General features: G+C 48.3%; 19 protein-coding genes and 2 pseudogenes. 9 read left to right on the top strand and 12 right to left on the bottom strand.

Going from position 1 to position 20,655, the window contains the following annotated elements; translation table 11 throughout:
- The 5 genes and pseudogenes from H6G50_RS12470 to H6G50_RS12450 form a co-directional block, all read right to left on the bottom strand.
- Window positions 1-170: pseudogene (locus H6G50_RS12470) on the bottom strand (photosystem II q(b) protein); the annotation flags it as partial.
- 190 nt (window positions 171-360) lie between these two features.
- The gene (locus tag H6G50_RS12465; RefSeq protein ID WP_190716675.1) at window positions 361-780 is read right to left on the bottom strand and encodes a hypothetical protein; all 420 of its coding nucleotides are present in this window, start codon (window positions 778-780) and stop codon (window positions 361-363) included.
- Window positions 781-929: 149 nt separating this feature from the next.
- Complete coding sequence (gene panD / locus H6G50_RS12460; RefSeq protein ID WP_190716672.1) at window positions 930-1,304, bottom strand: aspartate 1-decarboxylase; 375 nt, start codon at window positions 1,302-1,304, stop codon at window positions 930-932.
- A 28-nt stretch (window positions 1,305-1,332) separates the two neighbouring features.
- Complete coding sequence (locus tag H6G50_RS12455) at window positions 1,333-2,247, bottom strand: sugar phosphate nucleotidyltransferase (RefSeq protein ID WP_190716665.1); 915 nt, start codon at window positions 2,245-2,247, stop codon at window positions 1,333-1,335.
- Window positions 2,248-2,278: 31 nt separating this feature from the next.
- Window positions 2,279-3,331 carry a GHMP kinase gene (locus H6G50_RS12450; RefSeq protein WP_190716662.1) on the bottom strand — a complete coding sequence of 351 codons (1,053 nt, stop codon included), beginning with the start codon at window positions 3,329-3,331 and terminating at the stop codon, window positions 2,279-2,281.
- Between the two features lie 164 nt (window positions 3,332-3,495).
- Here H6G50_RS12450 and H6G50_RS12445 point away from each other — a divergent pair, with 164 nt between their 5' ends.
- The 5 genes from H6G50_RS12445 (at window position 3,496) to H6G50_RS12430 (ending at window position 10,658) form a co-directional block, all read left to right on the top strand.
- The gene (locus tag H6G50_RS12445) at window positions 3,496-4,557 is read left to right on the top strand and encodes a glycosyltransferase family 4 protein (RefSeq protein ID WP_347239928.1); all 1,062 of its coding nucleotides are present in this window, start codon (window positions 3,496-3,498) and stop codon (window positions 4,555-4,557) included.
- A gap of 400 nt (window positions 4,558-4,957) precedes the next feature.
- Entirely contained in the window at window positions 4,958-6,757 is a 1,800-nt protein-coding gene (gene recN / locus H6G50_RS12440) for a DNA repair protein RecN (protein ID WP_190716660.1), read from the top strand.
- A gap of 163 nt (window positions 6,758-6,920) precedes the next feature.
- Window positions 6,921-9,596 carry an adenylate/guanylate cyclase domain-containing protein gene (locus tag H6G50_RS12435; protein ID WP_190716658.1) on the top strand — a complete coding sequence of 892 codons (2,676 nt, stop codon included), beginning with the start codon at window positions 6,921-6,923 and terminating at the stop codon, window positions 9,594-9,596.
- Between the two features lie 211 nt (window positions 9,597-9,807).
- Complete coding sequence (locus tag H6G50_RS24415) at window positions 9,808-9,939, top strand: hypothetical protein (protein ID WP_277882685.1); 132 nt, start codon at window positions 9,808-9,810, stop codon at window positions 9,937-9,939.
- 428 nt (window positions 9,940-10,367) lie between these two features.
- Window positions 10,368-10,658: a hypothetical protein gene (locus tag H6G50_RS12430; RefSeq protein ID WP_190716651.1), complete on the top strand. Its 291-nt coding sequence runs from the start codon at window positions 10,368-10,370 to the stop codon at window positions 10,656-10,658.
- On the opposite strand, the gene H6G50_RS12425 is transcribed toward H6G50_RS12430, so the two are convergent.
- From H6G50_RS12425 to H6G50_RS12400, 6 genes are all read right to left on the bottom strand, one after another.
- Complete coding sequence (locus tag H6G50_RS12425) at window positions 10,655-11,521, bottom strand: hypothetical protein (protein WP_190716649.1); 867 nt, start codon at window positions 11,519-11,521, stop codon at window positions 10,655-10,657. The two genes, H6G50_RS12430 and H6G50_RS12425, sit on opposite strands and share 4 nt — an antisense overlap.
- Before the next feature lie 15 nt (window positions 11,522-11,536).
- Complete coding sequence (locus tag H6G50_RS12420) at window positions 11,537-13,297, bottom strand: WG repeat-containing protein (protein WP_190716647.1); 1,761 nt, start codon at window positions 13,295-13,297, stop codon at window positions 11,537-11,539.
- Window positions 13,298-13,616: 319 nt separating this feature from the next.
- The gene (locus tag H6G50_RS12415) at window positions 13,617-14,075 is read right to left on the bottom strand and encodes a cupin domain-containing protein (protein ID WP_190716645.1); all 459 of its coding nucleotides are present in this window, start codon (window positions 14,073-14,075) and stop codon (window positions 13,617-13,619) included.
- Window positions 14,076-14,213: 138 nt separating this feature from the next.
- Window positions 14,214-14,819, bottom strand: coding sequence for a 3-isopropylmalate dehydratase small subunit (gene leuD / locus H6G50_RS12410; RefSeq protein WP_190716644.1), 606 nt, complete (start codon window positions 14,817-14,819; stop codon window positions 14,214-14,216).
- Between the two features lie 99 nt (window positions 14,820-14,918).
- Window positions 14,919-16,319, bottom strand: a complete 1,401-nt coding sequence (locus H6G50_RS12405; RefSeq protein WP_190716642.1) for a sugar porter family MFS transporter — start codon at window positions 16,317-16,319, stop codon at window positions 14,919-14,921.
- 310 nt (window positions 16,320-16,629) lie between these two features.
- Window positions 16,630-17,742, bottom strand: a complete 1,113-nt coding sequence (locus H6G50_RS12400; RefSeq protein WP_190716640.1) for an AI-2E family transporter — start codon at window positions 17,740-17,742, stop codon at window positions 16,630-16,632.
- Window positions 17,743-17,928: 186 nt separating this feature from the next.
- On the opposite strand from H6G50_RS12400, the gene H6G50_RS12395 reads away from it, so the two are divergent.
- The 4 genes and pseudogenes from H6G50_RS12395 to H6G50_RS12380 all read left to right on the top strand — a co-directional run bounded on the left by H6G50_RS12395 (window position 17,929) and on the right by H6G50_RS12380 (window position 19,616).
- Window positions 17,929-18,333: a metalloregulator ArsR/SmtB family transcription factor gene (locus H6G50_RS12395; RefSeq protein ID WP_190716638.1), complete on the top strand. Its 405-nt coding sequence runs from the start codon at window positions 17,929-17,931 to the stop codon at window positions 18,331-18,333.
- A 227-nt stretch (window positions 18,334-18,560) separates the two neighbouring features.
- A pseudogene (locus H6G50_RS12390) lies at window positions 18,561-18,737 on the top strand (MBL fold metallo-hydrolase); the annotation flags it as partial.
- A gap of 125 nt (window positions 18,738-18,862) precedes the next feature.
- Entirely contained in the window at window positions 18,863-19,387 is a 525-nt protein-coding gene (locus H6G50_RS12385) for a rhodanese-like domain-containing protein (RefSeq protein ID WP_190716636.1), read from the top strand.
- 82 nt (window positions 19,388-19,469) lie between these two features.
- Window positions 19,470-19,616, top strand: a complete 147-nt coding sequence (locus tag H6G50_RS12380; RefSeq protein WP_190716634.1) for a hypothetical protein — start codon at window positions 19,470-19,472, stop codon at window positions 19,614-19,616.
- Here H6G50_RS12380 and xth read toward each other — a convergent pair.
- A complete protein-coding gene (gene xth, locus H6G50_RS12375) occupies window positions 19,613-20,395 on the bottom strand; it encodes an exodeoxyribonuclease III (RefSeq protein ID WP_190716632.1) in 783 nt (260 codons plus the stop codon). The genes H6G50_RS12380 and xth overlap by 4 nt on opposite strands.
- Window positions 20,396-20,655: the final 260 nt, after the last annotated feature.

The following is a 20,655-nucleotide window of genomic DNA, read 5'->3' as shown; positions in this document are numbered from 1 at the left end:
GGGGGGGCGGCGACAAAGGCGATCAGGTAGCAGATGGTTGCGCTCAGAAGCGTCGGGATCATCAGTACGCCGAACCAACCGACATAAATGCGGTTGTTGGTACTGGTAATCCACTGACAGAATCTTTCCCAAGCGCCCGCGCTCTCGCGAGTTGAAAGGGTGGTTGTCATGGTTGAATGATTGCGGTATTAAGTTATCAAGGTTCGAGATGCGAGGTTCGTATCTCGTATCTATGTTTCACATCATAGCTACCTTTTTAAGTTTTGTAAAGACTTGACACTAAAGTTCTCCTCATCTCTCTCATAATTTAAGCTTATGAGATAAGGGAGGCGGTGAAAGGAGACAAGCGGTAGGGCGCGCTCAGACGCGAAATGCTTGTTTGACATCGGGCTGCATCAGGTAGTAAAAGATGGCAATGGCGAAGCCGAGGTTTAAATAATTAGCGGCGACTCCACCGCTACCTGCGAGCTTGGTTACTTCGACGATTAGAGTAATGCTGTGGACGATGGTTGCTCCGACCCAAGCCCACTTGTGGAGTCGGAATAGACCGATGCTGAGGATGAGGGAGAGTAGTCCGAGCGTAAGACTAATGAAGGCAAACAGTAGCATAAAGCTGCCGAAGATCGCCGCGATCGCGAAACCTTCTTGACTGCCTGAGAGAAGGCAAATTCCTCCGACAAAGCCGCCAATTAATAACAAACCCAAGCAGTCGAGAAGGTTAAGGATACCGCTAATCAATTCCAAAATGCCAACGACAGTGATACTAGCAGGACGACTCATAAACTTCAGACCTTTGTAGAAAGCGTGCGGAATGTGGGCTGAAGGGGAACTACAAAAGCGCGATCGCGATTTCCTGATGAGGCATAAATTCAACAGAGACAAACCGGAGAAATAGAAGTCGTAGCTGAGTTTTAATTAGCGCTCCATTTCTAGTTCCGCGCTGTAGAGCTAACCCTCGCAACGGGGGTATTATTGCGATCGACTAAGACAACTCTAGGAGCGTAAGATAGGAGTTCTTCTTCGTTCAATTGTCCGTAGGTCATAATAATTAATGAATCGCCTTTCATTCCCAGTCGCGCCGCTGCACCATTCAATTCAATAATTCCCGAATGGGCGGGCGCTTCGATCGCATAAGTCATCAAACGATTACCATTGTTTTTATTGACAATTTGCACTTGTTCGTAAGGCAAAATTCCGGCAGCATCAAGCAAGGCTTTGTCAATGCTAATGCTGCCCTCGTAGTCTAAATTTGCCCCGGTAAGCGTGCAGTTGTGAATTTTCGCAAGCAGAAGAGTACGCAACATAGAACCGAGTTTATTTTTCGATATTAACTTAAAAATCCGATCGCGCGTGGCGGAAATCAATAATCGTCTTGCGGTACACATCGGGCAAGCCGACATCAAAGCACTGTCCTTTGATTAAGTACCCAGCCATCCCTTCGCGCGCTCTCAATTTTTCGAGGCAGGAGGTTAACTGGAACTCACCGCTTTCTCTGGCATTGTTCGATATATTTTCTTGCAAGATTTCAAAAATTGTCGGCGTGAGAATATAGTTCCCAAAAACTGCCAAAAATTTTCCTTCTTCCATGCCTCTGACGCGCAAGCGAGCGCTGGCAAACTCTGGAGTCGGTTTTTCATGAATTTCGGTAATAGAAAGCACGGCATCTGTAGCCGTCCATTTTCCGGTAATGCCGCCGTAATTTTCAATTTCCGCTATTGAAACAATCCGCATTCCAATCGTACTGAGCTTCACATCTCGATATACATCTAATATTTGACTCGAACAATTTTTCGTAATAAATGAAGTATAAAGGTGGTCGCCTAGCAGCAATAAAAACAACTCGTCGTTCACCCAACTTTTGGCACAAGAAACGGCATAACCAAATCCATCGGCAATATCTTGATCGATGAGCGTGATGCGCTCTCCAAGTTGTTGTAAGTAGCGGCAATATTCGCGCGCGTCGGGTTTGAGTTTGTCGTACAGTGTGGGCGAGGGGTTAGCTCTAAAAAATTCTTCAAATAAAGCGCGATCGCGTTTTTGGACGACGATCCCAACTTCTTCGATTCCGGCTTGAATCGCTTCTTCAACAATTGCAAGGATAATCGGTTTAGCTCGGCCTTCGCGATCGATAATCGGAAAAAATTCTTTTTTAATTGCTTTTGTGGCAGGGAACATACGGGTTCCGAACCCCGCCGCCGGAATGACAGCTTTGCGAATGGAGACCGAATGAGAGGTTGCATCGTTCATAGATTATCGAGCCAACGAGAAAACAGGATTTTTAGGTCGGAGGAGCGAGAACAAGACCGAGCGCGTGCATTTGCGGGAAATCTCGCTCTATAACCGCGATTGCTTCTTGCCGAGCCGTTCGCTCCTTGACGAGCAATTGCGCCGTTCCATCGCCCTGGGAACCGACTCCTTTACCTCCCCAAATATAGGGTTGTAGGGGAGGATGTTCGAGGAGGGTATGGAGAAGTGGTGCGGTGAGTTGCGAGGGACAAGCGGGGATGAGATAGCGGTCAAAAGCGGCTTGTGCTTGCCGCATTAACTGCCCCAAGCGCTGGGGATCTCCCTGGCTCAATGCGATCGCAGCCGCTTGAGTTATCTCTGCACTTACTTCTCCCAGATAATACTGTACGTCCTTTTGTCGGCGATTGCGCGCGATGGGATAGGCTTGATTGAGTGCTGCTAGAATTTCCTGGGTATTTTTAACGCCTCCAAGGTCAACCAGGACGAGATCTAAGGGTTGCGAAAGGCTTAATTCGACGATTTCTGTCGCTTCTCCCTCAAAAATCATCATTACGGGGCGTTGTCCGTAGGCGCACGCTTGGTCCATACGACCGCATTGCGAGGGAGTTGTCCTTTCGCCGAGGTACGCTAACTCCATTTCTTCGCGAACGCTCAATTGCAGGTTGTAGGTGCGATTGAAGGCGCGAGCGACGAGAACGCATAGCGCGGCGCTCGAGGAGAGTCCTTTTTGAATGGGAAGAGTGCTGCGATTATTATTAAGGTCGATTCCGCCAACGCGATAGCGCTGTAAAATTTGGTAGGCTACCCCCGCAGCATAGCTGAAAAAACCGCCCGATCGCGCTTCGGCGAGTAAAGAGTCTGCTGTCATCGGCAGTTGCAGCGCACCGAGGGATTCGCCTCGATTCCCCGTCGCCCGCACGGTAAAATGCGTAGGATGGGGTCGGACGGTCGCATACAAACCGCGATCGATCCCCGATATTAGGGCGTAACCTTTGCCTAATTCTGGATTGATGCGGCGATATCCCCCCGCCCAATCGCTATGTTCGCCAAATAAACAAAGGCGACCGGGGACAAAAAGTTGCATTTCAGTTGGCTGTTATTTGTGAATAGTTTATACAGATTCTAGCGCCAGAAAATATTTCGGCAGAACCTTGGCTCGCGTTGCGAGATTTTATTGTTAATTTTCGATCGCGACGATACTTTTCGATTCACCTTAATCTCTAGGCTCAAACTCCTCGTAACTCAATCGTGAAACTTCTCTTTTTATCGACTCCCGTAGCACCGTTAGGCTCTGGAATTGGCGGCGGTGTCGAACTAACACTGAAAAATTTAGCCCTAGAAATGCTGAAACGCGGTCATCAAGTTTTGGTGCTTGCCCCTCAAGATTCTAAGCTCGAGGGGATTTCTCTTGTTGAAGTTGAGGGAGAGATTCAAATTGCCGCTCAAACTTTAACTCGCGATACGCCGGTCGTTCTGCCCGACAATTCTGCTTTAGCGAATCTGTGGGATTACGCGCGCGCCGTCGAACAAGATTGGGACTTAATTGTTAATTTTGCTTTCGATTGGCTGCCCTTTTATTTAACCCCTTTTTTCCACATTCCTATTGCCCATTTTATTAGTATGGGGTCGATGACGGAAGCCCTCGATCGCATCATGAATCGCGTCGCCCGAGATTTTCCTCACACCATCGGCGTGTATACTCGTACTCAAGCAGAAACTTTCCCGTTTTGCCAACAGTGTCGCATCCTTGGGAGCGGGATCGATCTATCGCTCTACCAATTTCAGGCAAGACCTCAAAATTCGTTAGCTTGGCTGGGAAGAATTGCCCCAGAAAAAGCACTCGAAGATGCCGTGCGAGCCGCACAAATAACGGGCATTCCTTTAAAGATTTTTGGCAAAATTCAGGATGAGGAGTATTGGCAGCAAATTTGTCGCGATTATGCCGACGCGCCGATGGAATATCGGGGTTTTTTAGGAACTGAGGAATTACAGGCACAACTGCGCGATTGTCGCGCTCTGTTGATGACTCCTCGCTGGGTGGAAGCGTTTGGTAATGTAGCAATTGAGGCGTTAGCTTGCGGCGTTCCTATTATTGCTTATCGGCGCGGCGGTCCAGCAGAAATCGTGCGCGAGGGTAAAACGGGTTTTTTAGTGGAACCGGATAGCGTAGAAGGATTAATTGAAGGGATTGCTCGCATTGATGAGATCGATCGCTCGGTTTGTCGCCAGCAAGCCGAGCATGACTATGGTTTGGGGGTTTGGGGCGATCGCTTTGAGGCTTGGTTTCGGGATATTTTGAAATCGGGTTAAGTTATTGGGTTAAATTGTTGTTTGCTAAGCTACAATTTCTCAGTTTCTAGTTGAGTTGGGGGGATTTTTTAGGGATTTTGGGGCTTGCTTTTTCTCGAAAGTTTGGGTATTATATTTTTATAATGGAAATCTGTGCATTAATTTTAAAAATGCCAATATTTCCATTATCTAGATAATAGCATTAAACCGCAAGCAAAACAAGTAAAAAGTTGTAAAAACAACGATTTCCGTAAAGAAAAATAAAGTTAAGGATTGTGAAACTAGATGCAGAAGTTTTGAGATTGTTACCCTAAGTTAACGATGCGCCCCAACAAGCGGGTCAGAAACAGCGCTCGGCTCCCGCCTCCCTCAGCCTGTGCTATAATTTGGGTCTAAAAAACTTAAAATCGGGCATCGGTCGATGTTACTTTCCTTACGAATTCGGAATTTTGCTTTGATCGATCGCTTGGATCGAGAGTTCGGATCGGGCTTAAACGTGCTAACCGGCGAAACGGGAGCGGGTAAATCGATTATTCTCGATGCTCTTGATGTCGTGTTAGGGGGGAAAGCCAGCGGTCGTTTGTTGCGCACTGGCAGCCAGCAAGGGTTAGTCGAAGCAACGTTTGCCATAACACCGACGATCGCAGATTGGCTGAGCGAACAAGAAATCGAACTCTTAGATGAAGAAAGCTTCGTGTGTTGTCGGGAGTTAACCCAAAGTCAGAATGGCGTGCGCTCCCGCTCTCGTATTAATGGCGTATTAGTCAACCGTCAAGCGATCGGGCAACTGCGCGATCGCTTAGTAGAAATTACTGCCCAAGGTCAAACCGTACAATTGTTTCTCCCCGCCCGACAGCGAGATTTGCTCGATGCCTTTGGCGGCGAAACGCTACTGGCCGAACGCGCTGCCGTAACCGAAGCCTACGCCGCCTACAAACAAAGCGAGCAAGCCCTAGAACAGCGCCGAAATTCCGAAAAAGAACGCTTGCAACGCCTCGATTGGCTGCAATATCAACTCAAAGAACTCGAAACCGCCGAACTCGACGATCCCGACGAACTCAACCAACTCGAGCAAGAACGCGATCGCCTCTCGCACGTCGTCGAGTTACAGCAATCGAGCTACAAAGCGTATCAACTCCTTTATCAAAACGATCGCGAAGTTCCCGCCAGTACCGATCTGCTCGCAGATGCCGAAAATATCCTCACCGATATGGTTAACTACGATCCCCAACTAAGCAGCTTGCTCGAACTGGTGCGAGAAGCCTTAACCCAAACCATCGAAGCTGGCAAACAAATTTATAGCTACGGCGAAAACTTAGAATCCGATCCCGAACGCCTCGCTGAAGTCGAAGAACGCCTCAACGCCCTCAAACAAATTTGCCGCAAATACGGACCGGACTTAGCCGACGCGATCGCGCATCGCCAAAAACTCCGCCAAGAACTGGCCGAACTCGACGATAGCAATCAATCCTTAGAAGAACTCGAAAAACGATATCGAGAGCGAGAACGCAAACTGCAAGAGCGCTGCAAAAGCCTAAGCCAGCAGCGGAAAAACGCCGCTTGCGACCTCGAAGAAACCCTAATTCGAGAATTAAAACCCCTAGCGATGGATAAGGTAAAATTTGAATGTCGCCTTACCCCCGCTCCTGTCAGTTCGACGGGCAGCGATCGCATTGCTTATTACTTTAGCCCCAACCCCGGAGAAGCCGTGCAGCCCCTTTCAGAAACCGCCTCGGGTGGAGAAATGAGTCGCTTTCTGCTTGCCTTAAAGGCTTGTTTCGCCCGAGGGACAGAAGCCAACGCAACCTTGCCCGAACGCACCCTAGTCTTTGACGAAATCGATGCGGGTGCTTCGGGAAAAGTCGCTGGTGCGATCGCCGAAAAACTTCACCAACTCAGCCACCAACACCAAATCCTCTGCGTCACCCACCAACCCATTGTCGCCGCAATGGCAGACGTTCACTTTCGCGTCGATAAACAAACCGTGGATGAATCCGAATCCCCGCTTTGGGTGGCCTCCAACCTCGAAGTGCCAGATCTTCGCACCGTCGTCCGCATCGTTCCTTTAGACACCGCTCAAACGCGCCGCGAAGAACTCGCTCAACTTGCGGGCGGACAATCGAGCAAAAACGCGATCGCTTTTGCCGAGTCCCTGTTAACCCAAGCCGCCCAACGCCGCCGGAACGGACCGTCAACTAAAATTGAAAAGAGCCTGGAATAATCGTTAAAAACGAGGTAAACTCGCTCGATACCGCACGTTGAGAAACAGGACGCGAGTCTGTTCTTTCCACAACAATTGCTGGAGCCTCAAACCGATAAACTTTTGAGCATCTACTTCAAAAACTGCATTTTTAACTTTAGAAGTTCTTTTTTAAATTAAACGCATGACTCCTGCATCACCTGAAACCAAAGTCTTAGACGGCTACACCGGGCAGACGATCGACGTAATTCCCGAAAGTGAAGATTCCCCGATTCCCCCCAATGCCAACAATTCGTCTAGTGCCTTAACGATCGCCGCAGGAGGCACTTTTAGCAGTTACTTAGAGCGCGTTTCCCCAGAAAACTTCAGAGACGTTGTAGGGGATGTTGAAGAAAAACTAAAGGTCGTCAATCAGACCCTATCGATGCTCGATAACCTGCTCGATAGTCAAGGGTTTGACGCAATTCTTGACGAAATGTTGCGCTCGATTACGCTCAAGACTGGGGAACTGCTCGGCGCAGACCGAACCACGATTTACCTCCTCGACGACGACCAAGACGAGCTATGGTCGATTGTCGCCAAAGGCAGCGACGGCAAGCCGATCGAAATTCGCGTTCCCGTCGGTCGCGGGATTGCCGGAGAAGTCGCCCAATTCAAACAACCGCTCAATATCCCTTACGATTTTTACGACGATCCGCGATCGGAAGCAGCGAAAGAATTTGATAAGAAAAATAAATATCGCACCTATTCAATGCTGACGCTGCCCTTGCTAACGGAAAAGGAAAACGACAAGGGAGAAGTCGTTCAGGAGTTAGTCGCAGTCGTTCAACTCCTAAACAAACTCAAATCATCCAGCGATCGCGATACAGCCCTAGCCGAGCGCATCTCCACCGAAGGATTCACCGACGAAGACCTGCAAGTTTTTGAAGAATTTGCCCCTTCCATTCGCTTAATTCTCGAATCTTCTCGCTCCTTCTATAAAGCCACCCAGCGCCAGCGCGCCGCCAACGCCCTGATCGAAGCCACCAACTCTTTAAGCAAAGGCAACCTCGATCTCGAAGTAACCCTCAGTACGGTGATGGATGCGGCGAAAAAATTGATGAATGCCGATCGCAGTACCCTCTGGTTGCTCAACGATGACAATACACAACTTTGGACAAAAGTCAAGCTTCCCGATGGAAAAACGCTGGACTTAACCTGTCCCGTGGGCGTGGGTTTTGCCGGTCATGTCGGCGAAACGGGCGAAATTCTCAACATTGCCTACGATGCTTACGAGCATCCAATGGGACAAAACGCGAAAGCCACCGACGAAAAAACAAAATATCGGACTTGCAGCCTGTTGTGTATGCCGGTGTTCAACTCCGACGGTCACTTAATCGGCGTGACGCAGTTGGTGAACAAAATCAAACAGGGGAGTCATTCTGAATACGATCCCGACACTTGGCCTCAAGCTCCTGAATGTTGGAAAGCGAGCTTCAATCGCAACGACCAAGAATTCATGAAGGCGTTTAACATTCAAGCAGGCGTGGCGTTGCAGAATGCGAAACTCTTCAACCAAGTCAAACAGCAAGAACAAATGCAGCGCGATATCTTGCGCAGTTTGACCAATGGCGTAATTTCCACCGACAAAAACGGGATGGTCATTGCTGCTAATGAAAAAGCGCGAGATTTGCTCGGACTGGGCGACGAACCGCTCGAAGGCAAGAGTATGAGAGAGTTGATCGATATTAAAAGTAAAGATGGGGCTGATAAGGCAGAAAGCGCCCGCAAAGGCGAATTTGCCGATTGGTTCGCGCGATCGCTCAATCCTAAAACCAGCAAAGATCGCGAGCAGTATTACCCCGACCAACCCCTAATCTCTACCGCTGGCGAAGAACATAGCGTCAACCTCAGTATCAATACCATTAGCGATGCTAGCGAACCCGAAAAAATCAGCGGCGCGTTGGTGGTCATGGATGACATCTCTCAAGCGAAACGCCTCAAGAGTACGATGTATCGTTACATGAACCAAGAACTGGCAGAACAACTGCTCGAAGGCGGTAATATCAGTTTAGGTGGCAAACGCAAAGAGGTGACAATTCTTTTTTCCGATATTCGCAGCTATACGAGCTTAACTGAAAAGTTACAGGCAGAAGAAGTCGTGCAGATGCTCAACGAATATTTTGAGTCGATGGTTGAAGCAATTTTTAACCACAAAGGCATCCTCGATAAATACATCGGCGACGCAATTATGGCAGTATTCGGTACGCCCTTTGAACTGCCGGATCACGCTTGGCAAGCGGTACAGAGTTCTTTGGAAATGCGCCAACGGTTGGCTGAATTTAACGCGCGTCGAGCCGCAGAACATAAGGAACCGATCCGCATCGGGATCGGGATTAATTCGGGTTCTGTAATTAGCGGCAATATTGGTTCGAGCAAACGCATGGAGTTTACCGCAATCGGCGATGGTGTGAATTTAAGTTCGCGTTTGGAAGGCGCGAGCAAACAGTATGGCTGCGATATCGTGATTAGCGAAAATACTTATGAATTGTGCGGCGAACATAAAAAAGAAATTGCCGTGCGAGAGTTAGATTGCATTCGCGTTAAAGGAAAAACCGAACCCGTTCGCGTTTACGAATTAATCGGTCGTCATTCCGATCCCGCCGCCCCGCAACGAGAACCGATTTTGGAGTTATATAACAACGGTCGAAAACACTACGTTGCGGGCGATTTTTCGATGGCTTTGCCCTATTTTGGAACGATCCTAGAAATTGCACCGAGCGATCGCGCCGCGCACTTACATATCGAGCGTTGCTTGCATATGTTAATGAATCCACCGGAGACAGAATGGGATGGCGTATGGACGATGACGACGAAGTAAATGTAATGGATAATGGATAATTGATAATGGATAATTGACAACATCGATCCCACCCTAGGATGAAAGGTTAGCCCTCCATCGTTCTTCAGAGTAGCTACTATGGTTTAAATTGGATGGGCATTGATTGGTATAGATTTTCTCTAAAATCGGGGAGCGATCGCGCCGAACTCGAACCCTTAATCGAGCAACAAGCGCTTGCTTTCCAATCGATGTGTCTGTTGCTATATTAGAATTTTCTGAATGGGATGACGAACGTCAATGTCCTAAAGATATTGCCGATCTCGATCTTTGTTGGCGAGTTTCTGCGATCGCAAATTATCCTAAAGTCGGGAAAGCAAGATAACTTTGATTCGATCTATCGAGAAGTTTTTGAGGGAATTAAAATGTTAATCGAACGGACGCGCCCTTGGGAAGCAATGTACGCGGACGTTGGAAAGTTCGTTATGATGAGGAGAGTTATTACCTCAATTTTAATGCGTTTATCAGACTTGCTTTTAATGAGGAATTGCAACAATTGTTTCAATGGGCGGAGTGTTGCGCGATATTAGGATTTGGCTTTTATTTAGACGATTAGGAAACCCTGAAAGCCACAAAAATAAAAGGTAGTGGCGAATCCCATTCGCCCTTCTGAGGTGAGTTAATTAAGCCTGGAAACGGCTTACAGGGTAGGGCGAACTACATAAATCTTTGAGACGGTGCGTTACGCGATCGCTAACGCATCCTACTTATTCTCGATAAAACTATCAATCCATACATTACATCAAAAAAGCCATGAATTTTCAAAAGTTACTTTTTATTGCTCTTGTCATCTTACCCGGTTTTGGGATAAGCGGTATTAGTGCCTACTCCCTTTTACCGGAATGGAAAGCGTTAACCGCAAGTTATCAAAACTATGAAACCCTCTCGAAAAAACCGAATGCGACAGTGCAGCAATTAGCGATCGCACAGGCAGCAGAAAATCGCCATAGAATCAACTGTTTTGCTGAAGGGACTGGCGTTCTCTTCGGTTGGACGATTGCATCGATTGGCTTGCACGGAATTTACAGCCGAGATGATTTTTAATCCAAACCTGACTGCCAAAGATACTCTTGGATTTGAGCCGCTTTTTTACTGTTATTTTGTTGCTCGAATAAATCCCTTGCTTGTTTGAGATGAAAGCTGGCTTCTTGTCGCTGTTTATTTCGATAGAGGGCTAATCCGAGTTGATAATGAGCTTCAGCATTATTAGCATCTTCTGCAATCGCAAGTTGCCATTTTTCAATCTCTTGCTCGCGACTTTGCGATTGAGTTAACGAGCTTGAGGATGCGGCTGAGGGCGTTCTTGTATTTGCCGGTTGGCGATGATACTTATCTAACCAAGAGGAGAGGCGCTCGACTAATTTTCGCTTGCTTCTGCAAATATCAGTTTCGTAGCAGGTTAAACTTATTTTCCCAATTCTATCAGTTACGAAATAGACTTGATACAGCCTAAGTCGTCCGGTAAAAAAACCGACAATTGCTGCGATCGGATTAGTATTATGCCACTCAAATCGAGTATTTCTAAAATCGAAAGGATTGAAGTTAAACCACGAATATTTAATAATTGTCTCGTCTAATTGTATGGCTGAAATTTCGACGAGGGGGATTTCGATCGCATCTTGCTGAAACAATAGTTTTCTGCGACGGAGTTCTAGCATTCCCTCTGTCTTGTTGAAGCAGCAATAGCTGATGATACTCTGGTCTGCCAATAAGAGGCAAAAATAATAGTAATTAAATACTACGATCGCGGCAATGATGAGAAAATCAATCAGTGGGTTCAGGGAGAATAAGGCAAAAACAGAAATTATCCCAATACTCCCGACTAAAGCACTGCCTGATTGAACCCAATAGTCAATCGAAAAATGCCAAACTTGCATCTTTGTTGGCGTGGGTCTAACAATTTCCATCGGAACTTTTCCTTTTTAATTCGATGGTGAGTTAACCCTAATATATCCCCAGCCGCCCCCGCGCACCATCACGTTTCGCAAGTAAGGGGAATTGTTGGGATAGTCGTACTCCGGAACCCATTCGCCGCCAACATGAACCCGCGCTAAACCTTCAGAAATCGGCTCGGCATCGTTGTAGAGTAAAGGTTCGATAACCCAGCGTCCTTGGCGATCGATGAAACCGGCGCTTTTGCCATTGCGTACCAAGGCTAAGCCTTTTTTGAAGGGGAGAACCGCCATCGGATCGCTGTAAGGGTTGCTACCACCACCGTCAAATTGCGTTTGCGGCGAGAAAAATTGCAAGGGAATCGCAACTTTGCCGGTTTTGTCGATGTATCCCCATTTTCCACCCAGTCCAACCCCCGCTAATCCCTCTGAAAAAGATTGTGCGGCTTCAAATTGCGGCGAAATTGCCCAGTTTCCGGTTTTATCGATGTATCCCCAGCGTTTTGTGGCGCGATCGAGGGCAGGGGCAAGTCCTTCGGAGAAGTCCCAAGCGGCAGAAAATTGGGGGGTAATGACTGGATTTCCGGCGGTATCGATAAAGCCGACCTGTTCTCCGGCAGAAATGCGTGCCATCCCTTCAGAAAAGGGGGAAACGGAGGGATATTGTAAGGCGATCGCAATCTTACCCGTTTTATCAATAAATCCCCAGCGATTGCCCTGGGAAACGGCGGCGAGTCCTTCAGAAAATGGAAGAACCAGATCGTATTGCGGCGTAACGATGAATTTTCCGGCGCGATCGATGAAGCCGTATTTTTGCCCGTCGGGACTGACTGCGGCGAGTCCTTCGCTGAACGATTGGGCGATCGCGTATTGAGGTTGAACTGCCCAGTTTCCTTGTACATCGATGTAACCGAAACGAATGCGATCGCCTTTCTCGATACCTGCAACAGCCCGATCTTCTGCAAAAGCTTGCGCTAAGTCAAATTTGGCGGGGATAACGGTTTTGCCTTGGGAGTCGATATAACCGATTTTATTGTTGTCCCATTTTGCCGTCACTAACCCTTGGGAAAATTGCCCAAATGCCTGAATTTCCGGCCCGAAGGCAAATACGCCGCGCACGAGGTTAATTTCGCTGGTAACGTATTGCAAGGGAACGAGTTTTAATTCCCGCGCTTGGCACAACAGGGCGGCAACTTCGCCGCGCGTAATGTTTTGGTTGGGGCGCAGTTGGCGAACGTTGGGATGATTGACAATTTTCTCATTTTGTGCAGCGGATGCAATCGCACCGCCCGCATAACTGGGAATCTGCCCCGCATCGGTAAAGTAGCGCTTTAAGATCGGATCGGGAACGGCGAAAATAGGCAGTTGTTGGGCGTTGGTGAGAACCGCGATCGCCTGTACCCGAGAAATCGCCTGCTGCGGTTTAAACGTCCCATCGGGATAACCGCTAAAAAAACCGCGTTCTGCTGCCCCCCGAATCGCCCGCGCCGCCCAAAAGTTCGCCGGTACATCGCGAAATTCGGGAATGGTTTGGAGTTTGGGCGCATTGGGGAAGGTATTGAGCATCAAGATTGCAAACTCGGCGCGCGTTACAGTGGCGTTGGGGCGAAAACTACCATCGGGATAGCCGCGAATCAAACTGAGGGTTCCCAAGCGATCGATGCAACGATTCGCCCAATAATTGGAGGTATCGTTAAAGGCGCGGGCGGGTTGGGCGAGGGAAATTTGCAGCGTCAGTGCGCCGCTGATACTTAACCCAGTTAATTTCAGAAAATCGGTAGTCTTTCTCATGATTCGCAGGATGGCTAGCGTTCAGTGTAAAGTAAAAACAAGCCTCCAATAGCGAATTCCAGAACTGAGGTTAAATTGATTCTCAAAAAAATAGGGGAAAACATCCGACCCTGCCCGATTTCTAAACTCAGTGGGGTGCGTAATGTTTGCCCTTGTAAACTTACCTCAGCCCCCAACCTTGATGGTAGGTTTATATTACTGACGCTGAGGTTAAGCTAAGGCGCATTTAAATTGGGTAGACTCAATCTCCCCCTCTCCCCCCGTCAGTCCCACATCACAATTTAAATGCCGAACAGCTTAGTGCGATCGCGCTAATTCATTATCCCGGTATTGCTGGCGGCGCTGGCTCTGTCATTGCAATTCCATACCGCTCGATAATTGCAGGCAGTTTCGAGAGGTCGTCGGGAATTTCTCGAATTTCCCGATCCATTTCAATAAAGAATTCGTCGATCGCACCGCCAACAGTCCAGGCCAGAAATCGCAGGGCGCGATCGCTATTATTCTGATAGCCATGTACAGTGTTGGGGGGAATGTGAACGAAATCTCCCGATTCGATTTCAAATTCCTCATTCCCAATTTTCATAACCATCGAACCTTCTAAGACATAATAGCTTTCTTCTTCTTGGTTGTGAGTGTGAGGAGGAACGAAGCCACCGGGCGGAACATCTACGGTGACAACAGCCATTTGATTGGGCGATTGCATCGATTTTAATTTAATGCAAATTGTATCGCTCAAGACTTTGAGGTTTTGCCCTTCTCGATTGCGCAATATCGTCATTTTTGGGGTTCCTTTTTCGTGTTTTGTATGGCTCTAGCTCGGTAATCTTGTTAGAGCTAATACTTCAATTACGAGTCAACCCAAATTTTGGATCTCTCGGTTCCCAAACTGCGAGACCGGTTCTTTTTAATCGCCTCTTTAAGCCGATGCGGGGGTTTGCCAATGCAAATAAGGCAACTTAGCAGCCGTCGCGCGAATGTCGTCAGCGCGGGCGACGAGTTGACCGCAACTATCCCAAGTTCCGCTGGTCAGCATTTGGTGCGGCCCTTCGCCCATTTGGACGCTGGCAGTGACATCGCCGCAATGGATTTGCAGGTTGTCGAGGTCGAGAGTAACGGGGGTTTGGGGATTGGCTTCTAGGGTGCTTTGCAGGCGATCGAGGGTGGCGCTGTCGGCGGTGACGCAGGGAAGGCCGATCGCGACGCAGTTTCCGAAGAAAATTTCGGCAAAGCTTTCGCCGATAATCCCTCGAATCCCCCATTTAGAGAGGGCTTGGGGGGCGTGTTCTCGGGAGGAACCGCAACCGAAGTTATCGTTGACAAAAAGCAGGTTTGCGCCTTGATATTGGGGAAGATCGAAGGGATGCTGACCTTGGGTTTGAGCGCGATCGTCGGCAAAGACTTGCGCGCCGAGTCCGTCGAAGGTGACGCAGCGGAGGAAACGGGCGGGAATGATGCGATCGGTGTCGATGTCGTTACCGCGAAGGGGAACGCCGCGTCCGGAAATTTGTTGAATTTTACTCACGTTATATTGCAGATAATCTCGTTGTAGAGCTTCTGTTGCAATTTTCGCTGTCTTCCCCTTCAACTGTCAACCGATTCTAGGTTAATTATCCCTTAAATCCTACATTTGTTCTAATTCGAGTCCTTTGGTTTCTTTTATGAAGAAAAGAACGAAGAATAAAGAAATCGCGGCTGCGGTGGTATACAGCCCATAAGCCGCACCGAGACCGAGGTATTGCAAGATGGGAGGGAAGCTGGTCGAAATCGCAAAGTTCGCAATCCATTGCATTGCTGCTGCGACGGAAAGCGCCGCGCCGCGAATTTTGTTGTTGAACATTTCGCCGAGGAGTACCCAAACAACGGGTCCCCAGGAGAAGCCGAAGCAAAAGACATAAAGATTTGCAGCAATCAGCGCAATAGTTCCGGAAGAACCCGTTAAAGTTGGGTTTCCGGCGGCATCTAAAGGCGCATTCCCGAAGATGACAGCCATCGTTCCCAAGGTAACGGTCATCCCAATCGAACCCAGGATGAGGAGGGGTTTGCGACCGAATTTATCGACCACCGCGATCGCAATCAAGGTGGTAATAATATTCACGGCTCCTGTAATTGCGGTAATCGTCAGCGAATCTTGTTCGGAAAACCCAACGGCTCGCCACAAAATACTGCTGTAGTAGAAAATGACGTTAATCCCAACAAATTGTTGAAGAATTGATAGCCCAATTCCAACCCAAACAATAGGTAATAAACCGCCACTTCGAGATAATAAATCTGAAAATTTTGGTTCGCGCTCCCGGAACACGGTTTGTCGAATTTCTTCGATTTTAGCGAGAACGTTGCCGCCTAAAATTTTGCTCAATACCTTTTCGGCTTCGGGTTCTCGTCCGCGCGCGACTAAATAACGGGGCGATTCAGGAATCATTAATGCTGACATTCCGTAGAGGATGGCGGGCGGAATTTCCGTCCAAAACATCCAGCGCCAAGCTGGGATTCCGAACAGGAAAGGCAATTCGGCAGAACCGGCAGATACGGCAATAAAGTAGTCACACAGTAAGGCAATAAAAATACCGACAACGATCGCGAGTTGTTGGAGCGATCCCAATCGCCCGCGCAATTCGCTCGGCGAGCATTCCGCAATGTAGGCGGGGGCGATAACGCTGGCAGCACCAACCGCTAAACCGCCTAAAACTCGCCAAAAAATGAAATCCCAAATCCCAATTCCCAAACCAGAACCGATCGCGCTGATGGTGAATAAGATCGCCGCAACAACCATTGCTTTTACTCGGCCGTAGCGATCGGCGATTTTGCCCGCATAAAATGCGCCAATTGCAGACCCTAATAAGGCGAGAGAGACTGCTAACCCTGTTTCGACGCTATTGGCTTTGAAGGCAGTTGATAATGCACCGACTGCTCCGTTAATAACAGCAGTATCAAAACCAAAGAGGAAGCCTCCTAGGGCAGCGGCAGCAGCGATTAAAATGACATAAAAGGTGTTGGATTTGCGACGAGCGGTAGGGGAAGTCATATTTTAAAAGGTTGCGAAAAGAGCAGACATAGAGCGAAACGGACTCGCGATCGCGAGTTGACATAAAGAGGATCGATCGCTGGCGACGGCAGGTTGAGTTCTTTGCCGTTGCAGCGATCGCAAGTTGGAAAAATTTTACCTCGATAATCTAGTTTTTTTCTCTCTCTTTTAGCAGAATTTTAATGGCTCTGGAGACAACGATTGAAGGAATAATTGTTATAAATCTTTAAAAAACTGCCTGCAATTTATTAACTTCTATAACGCTGTCATTATACGGTCGCATGGGGCAAACCAACAGGTTTTATTCAGATTACTCCACTTTTGTCAAGGTTTCTTCCGAGATTTCTGGGTGAAAGATCGAGGAATCTTTGCTCGAATGGGCGGTTAACTTTTGGCGATCGCGCCAATCTTCAGCGAGGGTTTTAATCGTAGCCGCGATGGGGACGGCAATGAATAGCCCCAAAATCCCGCCCGCCTTTGCTCCGAGCAACAGCGCGATAATCACCCAAATCGGATTGAGTCCGGTGAATTGTCCGAGGATGCGGGGCGCGATCGCCTGATCGATCGCTTGATCGATCGCCGCAGCAATTAACAACACTTCTAACCCCAACCAAACGCTATTGAGCGCAACAAGGGCGCTAACCGCCACAATCCCGACAATATCCCCAAAGGGAATCAACACCATCAAACCGATCGCGCTGGCAAACAAAGCGCTAAACGGTACTTTCAGCAGCCAAAACACAAGACTCAGCGCGACGCTCATGATTGTCGCGATTGTCGCTTGGCCGATAAAATATTTCTCAAAATTTTGTTGCAAGGCAGACTGAGCGCGCGGGCCGACTTGCGGGGGCAACCACAGAAAAATCCCTTCCCAAAGCCGTTCGCCGTGCAGGAGGAAGTAAAAAGTTAAAACGCCCGTCACTAAAAATTCGATCGCGCCATCCAGGGTTGCGATCGCGAAATTCACCGTTTGTGTCGGCAGCAGGCGCACTTCTTGCGAGACGCGCTCTTGCAAATTCGTGACTAAATCGCTCAAATCTAGGGGCAAATGCCGCGAATCCGCCCAGACTTGCAATACTTGCAGTTGCTTCGTTCCCGAATCCAGCCAACTCGGCAGGTGGCCGCTCAATTCTTGCAATTGATCCCACAAAAACGGCGCGATCGTAATCCCAAAAATCGTTGCCGCCGACAGCGCTAACAAAAAGACAGCCCCGACCGCGAGCGTGCGAGGAAAGCCTCGTTTTTCGAGCAAAAACACCGGATATTCGAGCAAAAATGCCAGTAGAGCCGCCGTCCCGACAATCGTAACAATCGGTTGCAGCGATCGCAGCACAAAGAGTAACAGCCCGATATTGAGAACGAGAAAGGGAAAGGGCAAACCCCAATTCATCCAGCGCAGCAAGGGTTTAGGCAATTCGGACATAAATACTTTCAATTAAAAATTATAAAGATGAGTTAATACCTCTAGTTTGTACCGAATGGGGGGGTTATTGCCTGTTTCTTAGGGTTTAGGTTTTCTGCCTCTGCGGTAACATTCCGGACAGACATCTACTACCGTGTAGCAATATAATGAAAAAAATTTTGCGATTGAGTGGATTAAAAGTCGTCTATGCCGACCGAATCGTCTGAAAAGCGCGTTGCCGTTCGAGAAAGCGTTGAAGAGCGCGGCATTTCCCAACTGACACCCGAAGCTTTGAGCTTGATGGCGGACTTCTTTAAAGTCTTATCCGAAGTCAGTCGGCTTCAGATTGTCTGCGCTTTGAAAGCGGGCGATAAGAATGTCACGGAAATTATTGAGGAAACTGGATTGGGGCAAGCCAATGTCTCTAAGCATCTCAAGATGCTAACGCAGGCGGGGATTGTCGCTCGCGAGCAGCGAGGCGTTTGCGTCTACTACCGCATTGCCAATCCCTTTTTGTTTGAACTGTGCGATCTGGTTTGTAATGCTCTGGATCTCCAAGTCGAGCAACAAAGTCAGCAACTCCAGCAGTTGTCGAAGTTGCGATCGCGTTAAACCCTACACGCACCTTTTCCCCTCCCTCAGCCAAAACCGTCAACCTACTCTACCTCAGAGGCTTTTCTATTGACTAATTAATTACTATATGGTAAATTAGTTATATATTTAAAGGGAGAGCGATCGCGCCACTCAAGGAGCCACATAATGCTGGAGAAAAATCGAGCGCGTTCCTTTCGTAAATCTCAGCATCCACCCTCCCAAACCCACCAACGAGGTCAAAAATCATGTTATTTCGTCAACTCTTTGATGAAGAGACTTGGACGTATACCTACTTAATTGCAGACTTAAATAGCAAAGAAGCCGCCCTTATCGATCCCGTCGTCGAACAAGTCGATCGCGACATCAAACTGCTCGAAGAACTCGGCTTAAACTTGAAATACTGCTTAGAAACGCACGTTCATATGGAAGCAGTCCTGCCAATCAACAATGCGGGAAAGTTCCAGTTGCCCATTAAGCGTATCGATCGTTCGTAATGCGCAATTCAGGTTCTCCCTCCTAACAATTCCTTTGATTTAACCCAAAAAACATGACTCAAACGCGCTTAAAAACTATCGATGCAGTCTCGCTAAAACAACTGCTCGATCGCGAAGTTGTCACCCTCATCGATGTTCGCGAACCCGCAGAACACGCTGGCGAAAAAATCCCAAATTCAACTCTAATTTCTTTGTCAAGATTCGATGTTACCAATGTCCCCAATAACCCTGAAAAAACAATAGTCCTTTACTGTCAAACCGGCAATCGTTCGGCGCGTGCCGCAGAGAAATTAATTGCCAGAAGTCGCAGCGAAATCAAGCATTTAGACGGCGGGCTACTGTCCTGGAAAGCAATGGGTTATCCCACAGAAATTGATAAAAAAGCACCCATCAGTTTGATGCGCCAAGTTCAAATTGCTGCCGGTTCGCTCGTAGTCATTGGAACGGCTTTAGGTGCATTTGTATCGCCGGGATTTTTGATTTTGAGTGGATTTGTCGGTTGTGGATTGATTTTTGCCGGTATTACAGACACCTGCACTCTCGGAATGCTGCTCGCCAGAATGCCTTGGAATCGGTAGCAAGTCAAACTTGCGACGCGATCGCCATCATCCCCTCGCCCAAAATTGGGAGAGAGAGGGATTTAGGGAGAGGGCGACAAAAGTGACATTTACCAGCGTGGCGAGTCTGGGAATGTTGCTGGGAGCTTATTTGAACCCATTGATTGAAGTCAAGCAACTGGAAAAAGAGTTTGGTTATTTCGCGATCGCGGTTGCTATTTTGATGCTATCGAGACAGTTTACGGGTTAAAATTCAACCACCACTGGGGTATGGTCGCTCGGTTGGGGCAAAGCGCGCGGAGCAACATCGATCGCACAACCGACCGCGCGATCGTACAATTGGGGCGTAAGGTAGTGATGGTCGATGCGCCAGCCGCGATCGCGCTCGAACCCCGCTTGACGGTAATCCCACCAACTAAAATGTCCCCCCTCCGCCGTAAACTTGCGAAACGCATCCCGCAGCCCCACTTCCAGCACTTCTCGCAACGCTTCTCGTTCCGCAGGCGAAGCCATAATATGATTGTCCTTCTTCGGCTGATAAATATCGCGATCTTCCAGCGCAATATTAAAATCCCCGCAGACGCATAGTTCCGCTCCCGTCTCCCGCAGCGAACGCAGATATTGCCGCAGCACCTTTAACCAGCGCAACTTGTAATCGTACTTGTCACTCCCCACCGCCGAACCATTCGGCACGTATAAGTTGACAAATTTCACATTTTGTGCAGTAGACCCGCACAGCACTCGTTTTTGCTCGTCAAACTCCGCTAACTCATCCCCCAACACCGTAGCAAAGCCAACTTTAACGTCTTGCAACGGTTCCCGACTCAAAATCGCAACGCCGTTATAAGATTTTTGACCGGCAACATAGAGATGATAGCCCAACTCCTCAAAGAGCGATCGCGGGAATATCTCATCAACAACCTTTGTCTCCTGCAAGCAGAGAACATCGATAGCATTTTTCCTCAACCAGTCCGCAACAATTTGCTGGCGAGTCCGAATCGAATTGACATTCCAAGTTGCAACTTTCATCGAATAAATTAGGTAGCACTACAGCCTCAACCGTTCACTATTCACCATTGCGCGATCGCTGTCAACGTTCGGTAGAGCCATTTATTGACTCAGCCGCGCCAGAATAATCTGTACGACGTAGTGGAGGTATTGAAACAGATTCGCGCTGGGCTTTAGGTAGGGGCGCGCGATCGCTCCTTTGGACGATCGGCGAGCGATCGTAAGTTGGGGATTGAGTTATCGAAAGCGATAGCAATCGCGTGTGTTTTCTGGGAATTGCG

It is taken from the genome of Oscillatoria sp. FACHB-1406 (assembly GCF_014698145.1).
Lineage (GTDB): Bacteria > Cyanobacteriota > Cyanobacteriia > Cyanobacteriales > Spirulinaceae > FACHB-1406.
The sequence above is the reverse complement of the archived record's forward strand: the minus strand, read 5'-3'. Positions and strand labels throughout refer to the sequence as shown.

Bases quoted from the DNA above. Each gene is read 5' to 3' on its own strand.
- H6G50_RS12425 (WP_190716649.1), bottom strand. From the start codon at position 11,521: ATGGAAATTGTTAGACCCACGCCAACAAAGATGCAAGTTTGGCATTTT.
- recN (WP_190716660.1), top strand. From the start codon at position 4,958: ATGTTACTTTCCTTACGAATTCGGAATTTTGCTTTGATCGATCGCTTG.
- H6G50_RS12405 (WP_190716642.1), bottom strand. From the start codon at position 16,319: ATGACTTCCCCTACCGCTCGTCGCAAATCCAACACCTTTTATGTCATT.
- panD (WP_190716672.1), bottom strand. From the start codon at position 1,304: ATGTTGCGTACTCTTCTGCTTGCGAAAATTCACAACTGCACGCTTACC.
- H6G50_RS12455 (WP_190716665.1), bottom strand. From the start codon at position 2,247: ATGAACGATGCAACCTCTCATTCGGTCTCCATTCGCAAAGCTGTCATT.
- xth (WP_190716632.1), bottom strand. From the start codon at position 20,395: ATGAAAGTTGCAACTTGGAATGTCAATTCGATTCGGACTCGCCAGCAA.
- H6G50_RS12385 (WP_190716636.1), top strand. From the start codon at position 18,863: ATGACTCAAACGCGCTTAAAAACTATCGATGCAGTCTCGCTAAAACAA.
- H6G50_RS12400 (WP_190716640.1), bottom strand. From the start codon at position 17,742: ATGTCCGAATTGCCTAAACCCTTGCTGCGCTGGATGAATTGGGGTTTG.
- H6G50_RS12430 (WP_190716651.1), top strand. From the start codon at position 10,368: ATGAATTTTCAAAAGTTACTTTTTATTGCTCTTGTCATCTTACCCGGT.
- H6G50_RS12435 (WP_190716658.1), top strand. From the start codon at position 6,921: ATGACTCCTGCATCACCTGAAACCAAAGTCTTAGACGGCTACACCGGG.
- H6G50_RS12465 (WP_190716675.1), bottom strand. From the start codon at position 780: ATGAGTCGTCCTGCTAGTATCACTGTCGTTGGCATTTTGGAATTGATT.
- H6G50_RS12415 (WP_190716645.1), bottom strand. From the start codon at position 14,075: ATGACGATATTGCGCAATCGAGAAGGGCAAAACCTCAAAGTCTTGAGC.
- H6G50_RS12420 (WP_190716647.1), bottom strand. From the start codon at position 13,297: ATGAGAAAGACTACCGATTTTCTGAAATTAACTGGGTTAAGTATCAGC.
- H6G50_RS12395 (WP_190716638.1), top strand. From the start codon at position 17,929: ATGCCGACCGAATCGTCTGAAAAGCGCGTTGCCGTTCGAGAAAGCGTT.
- H6G50_RS12450 (WP_190716662.1), bottom strand. From the start codon at position 3,331: ATGCAACTTTTTGTCCCCGGTCGCCTTTGTTTATTTGGCGAACATAGC.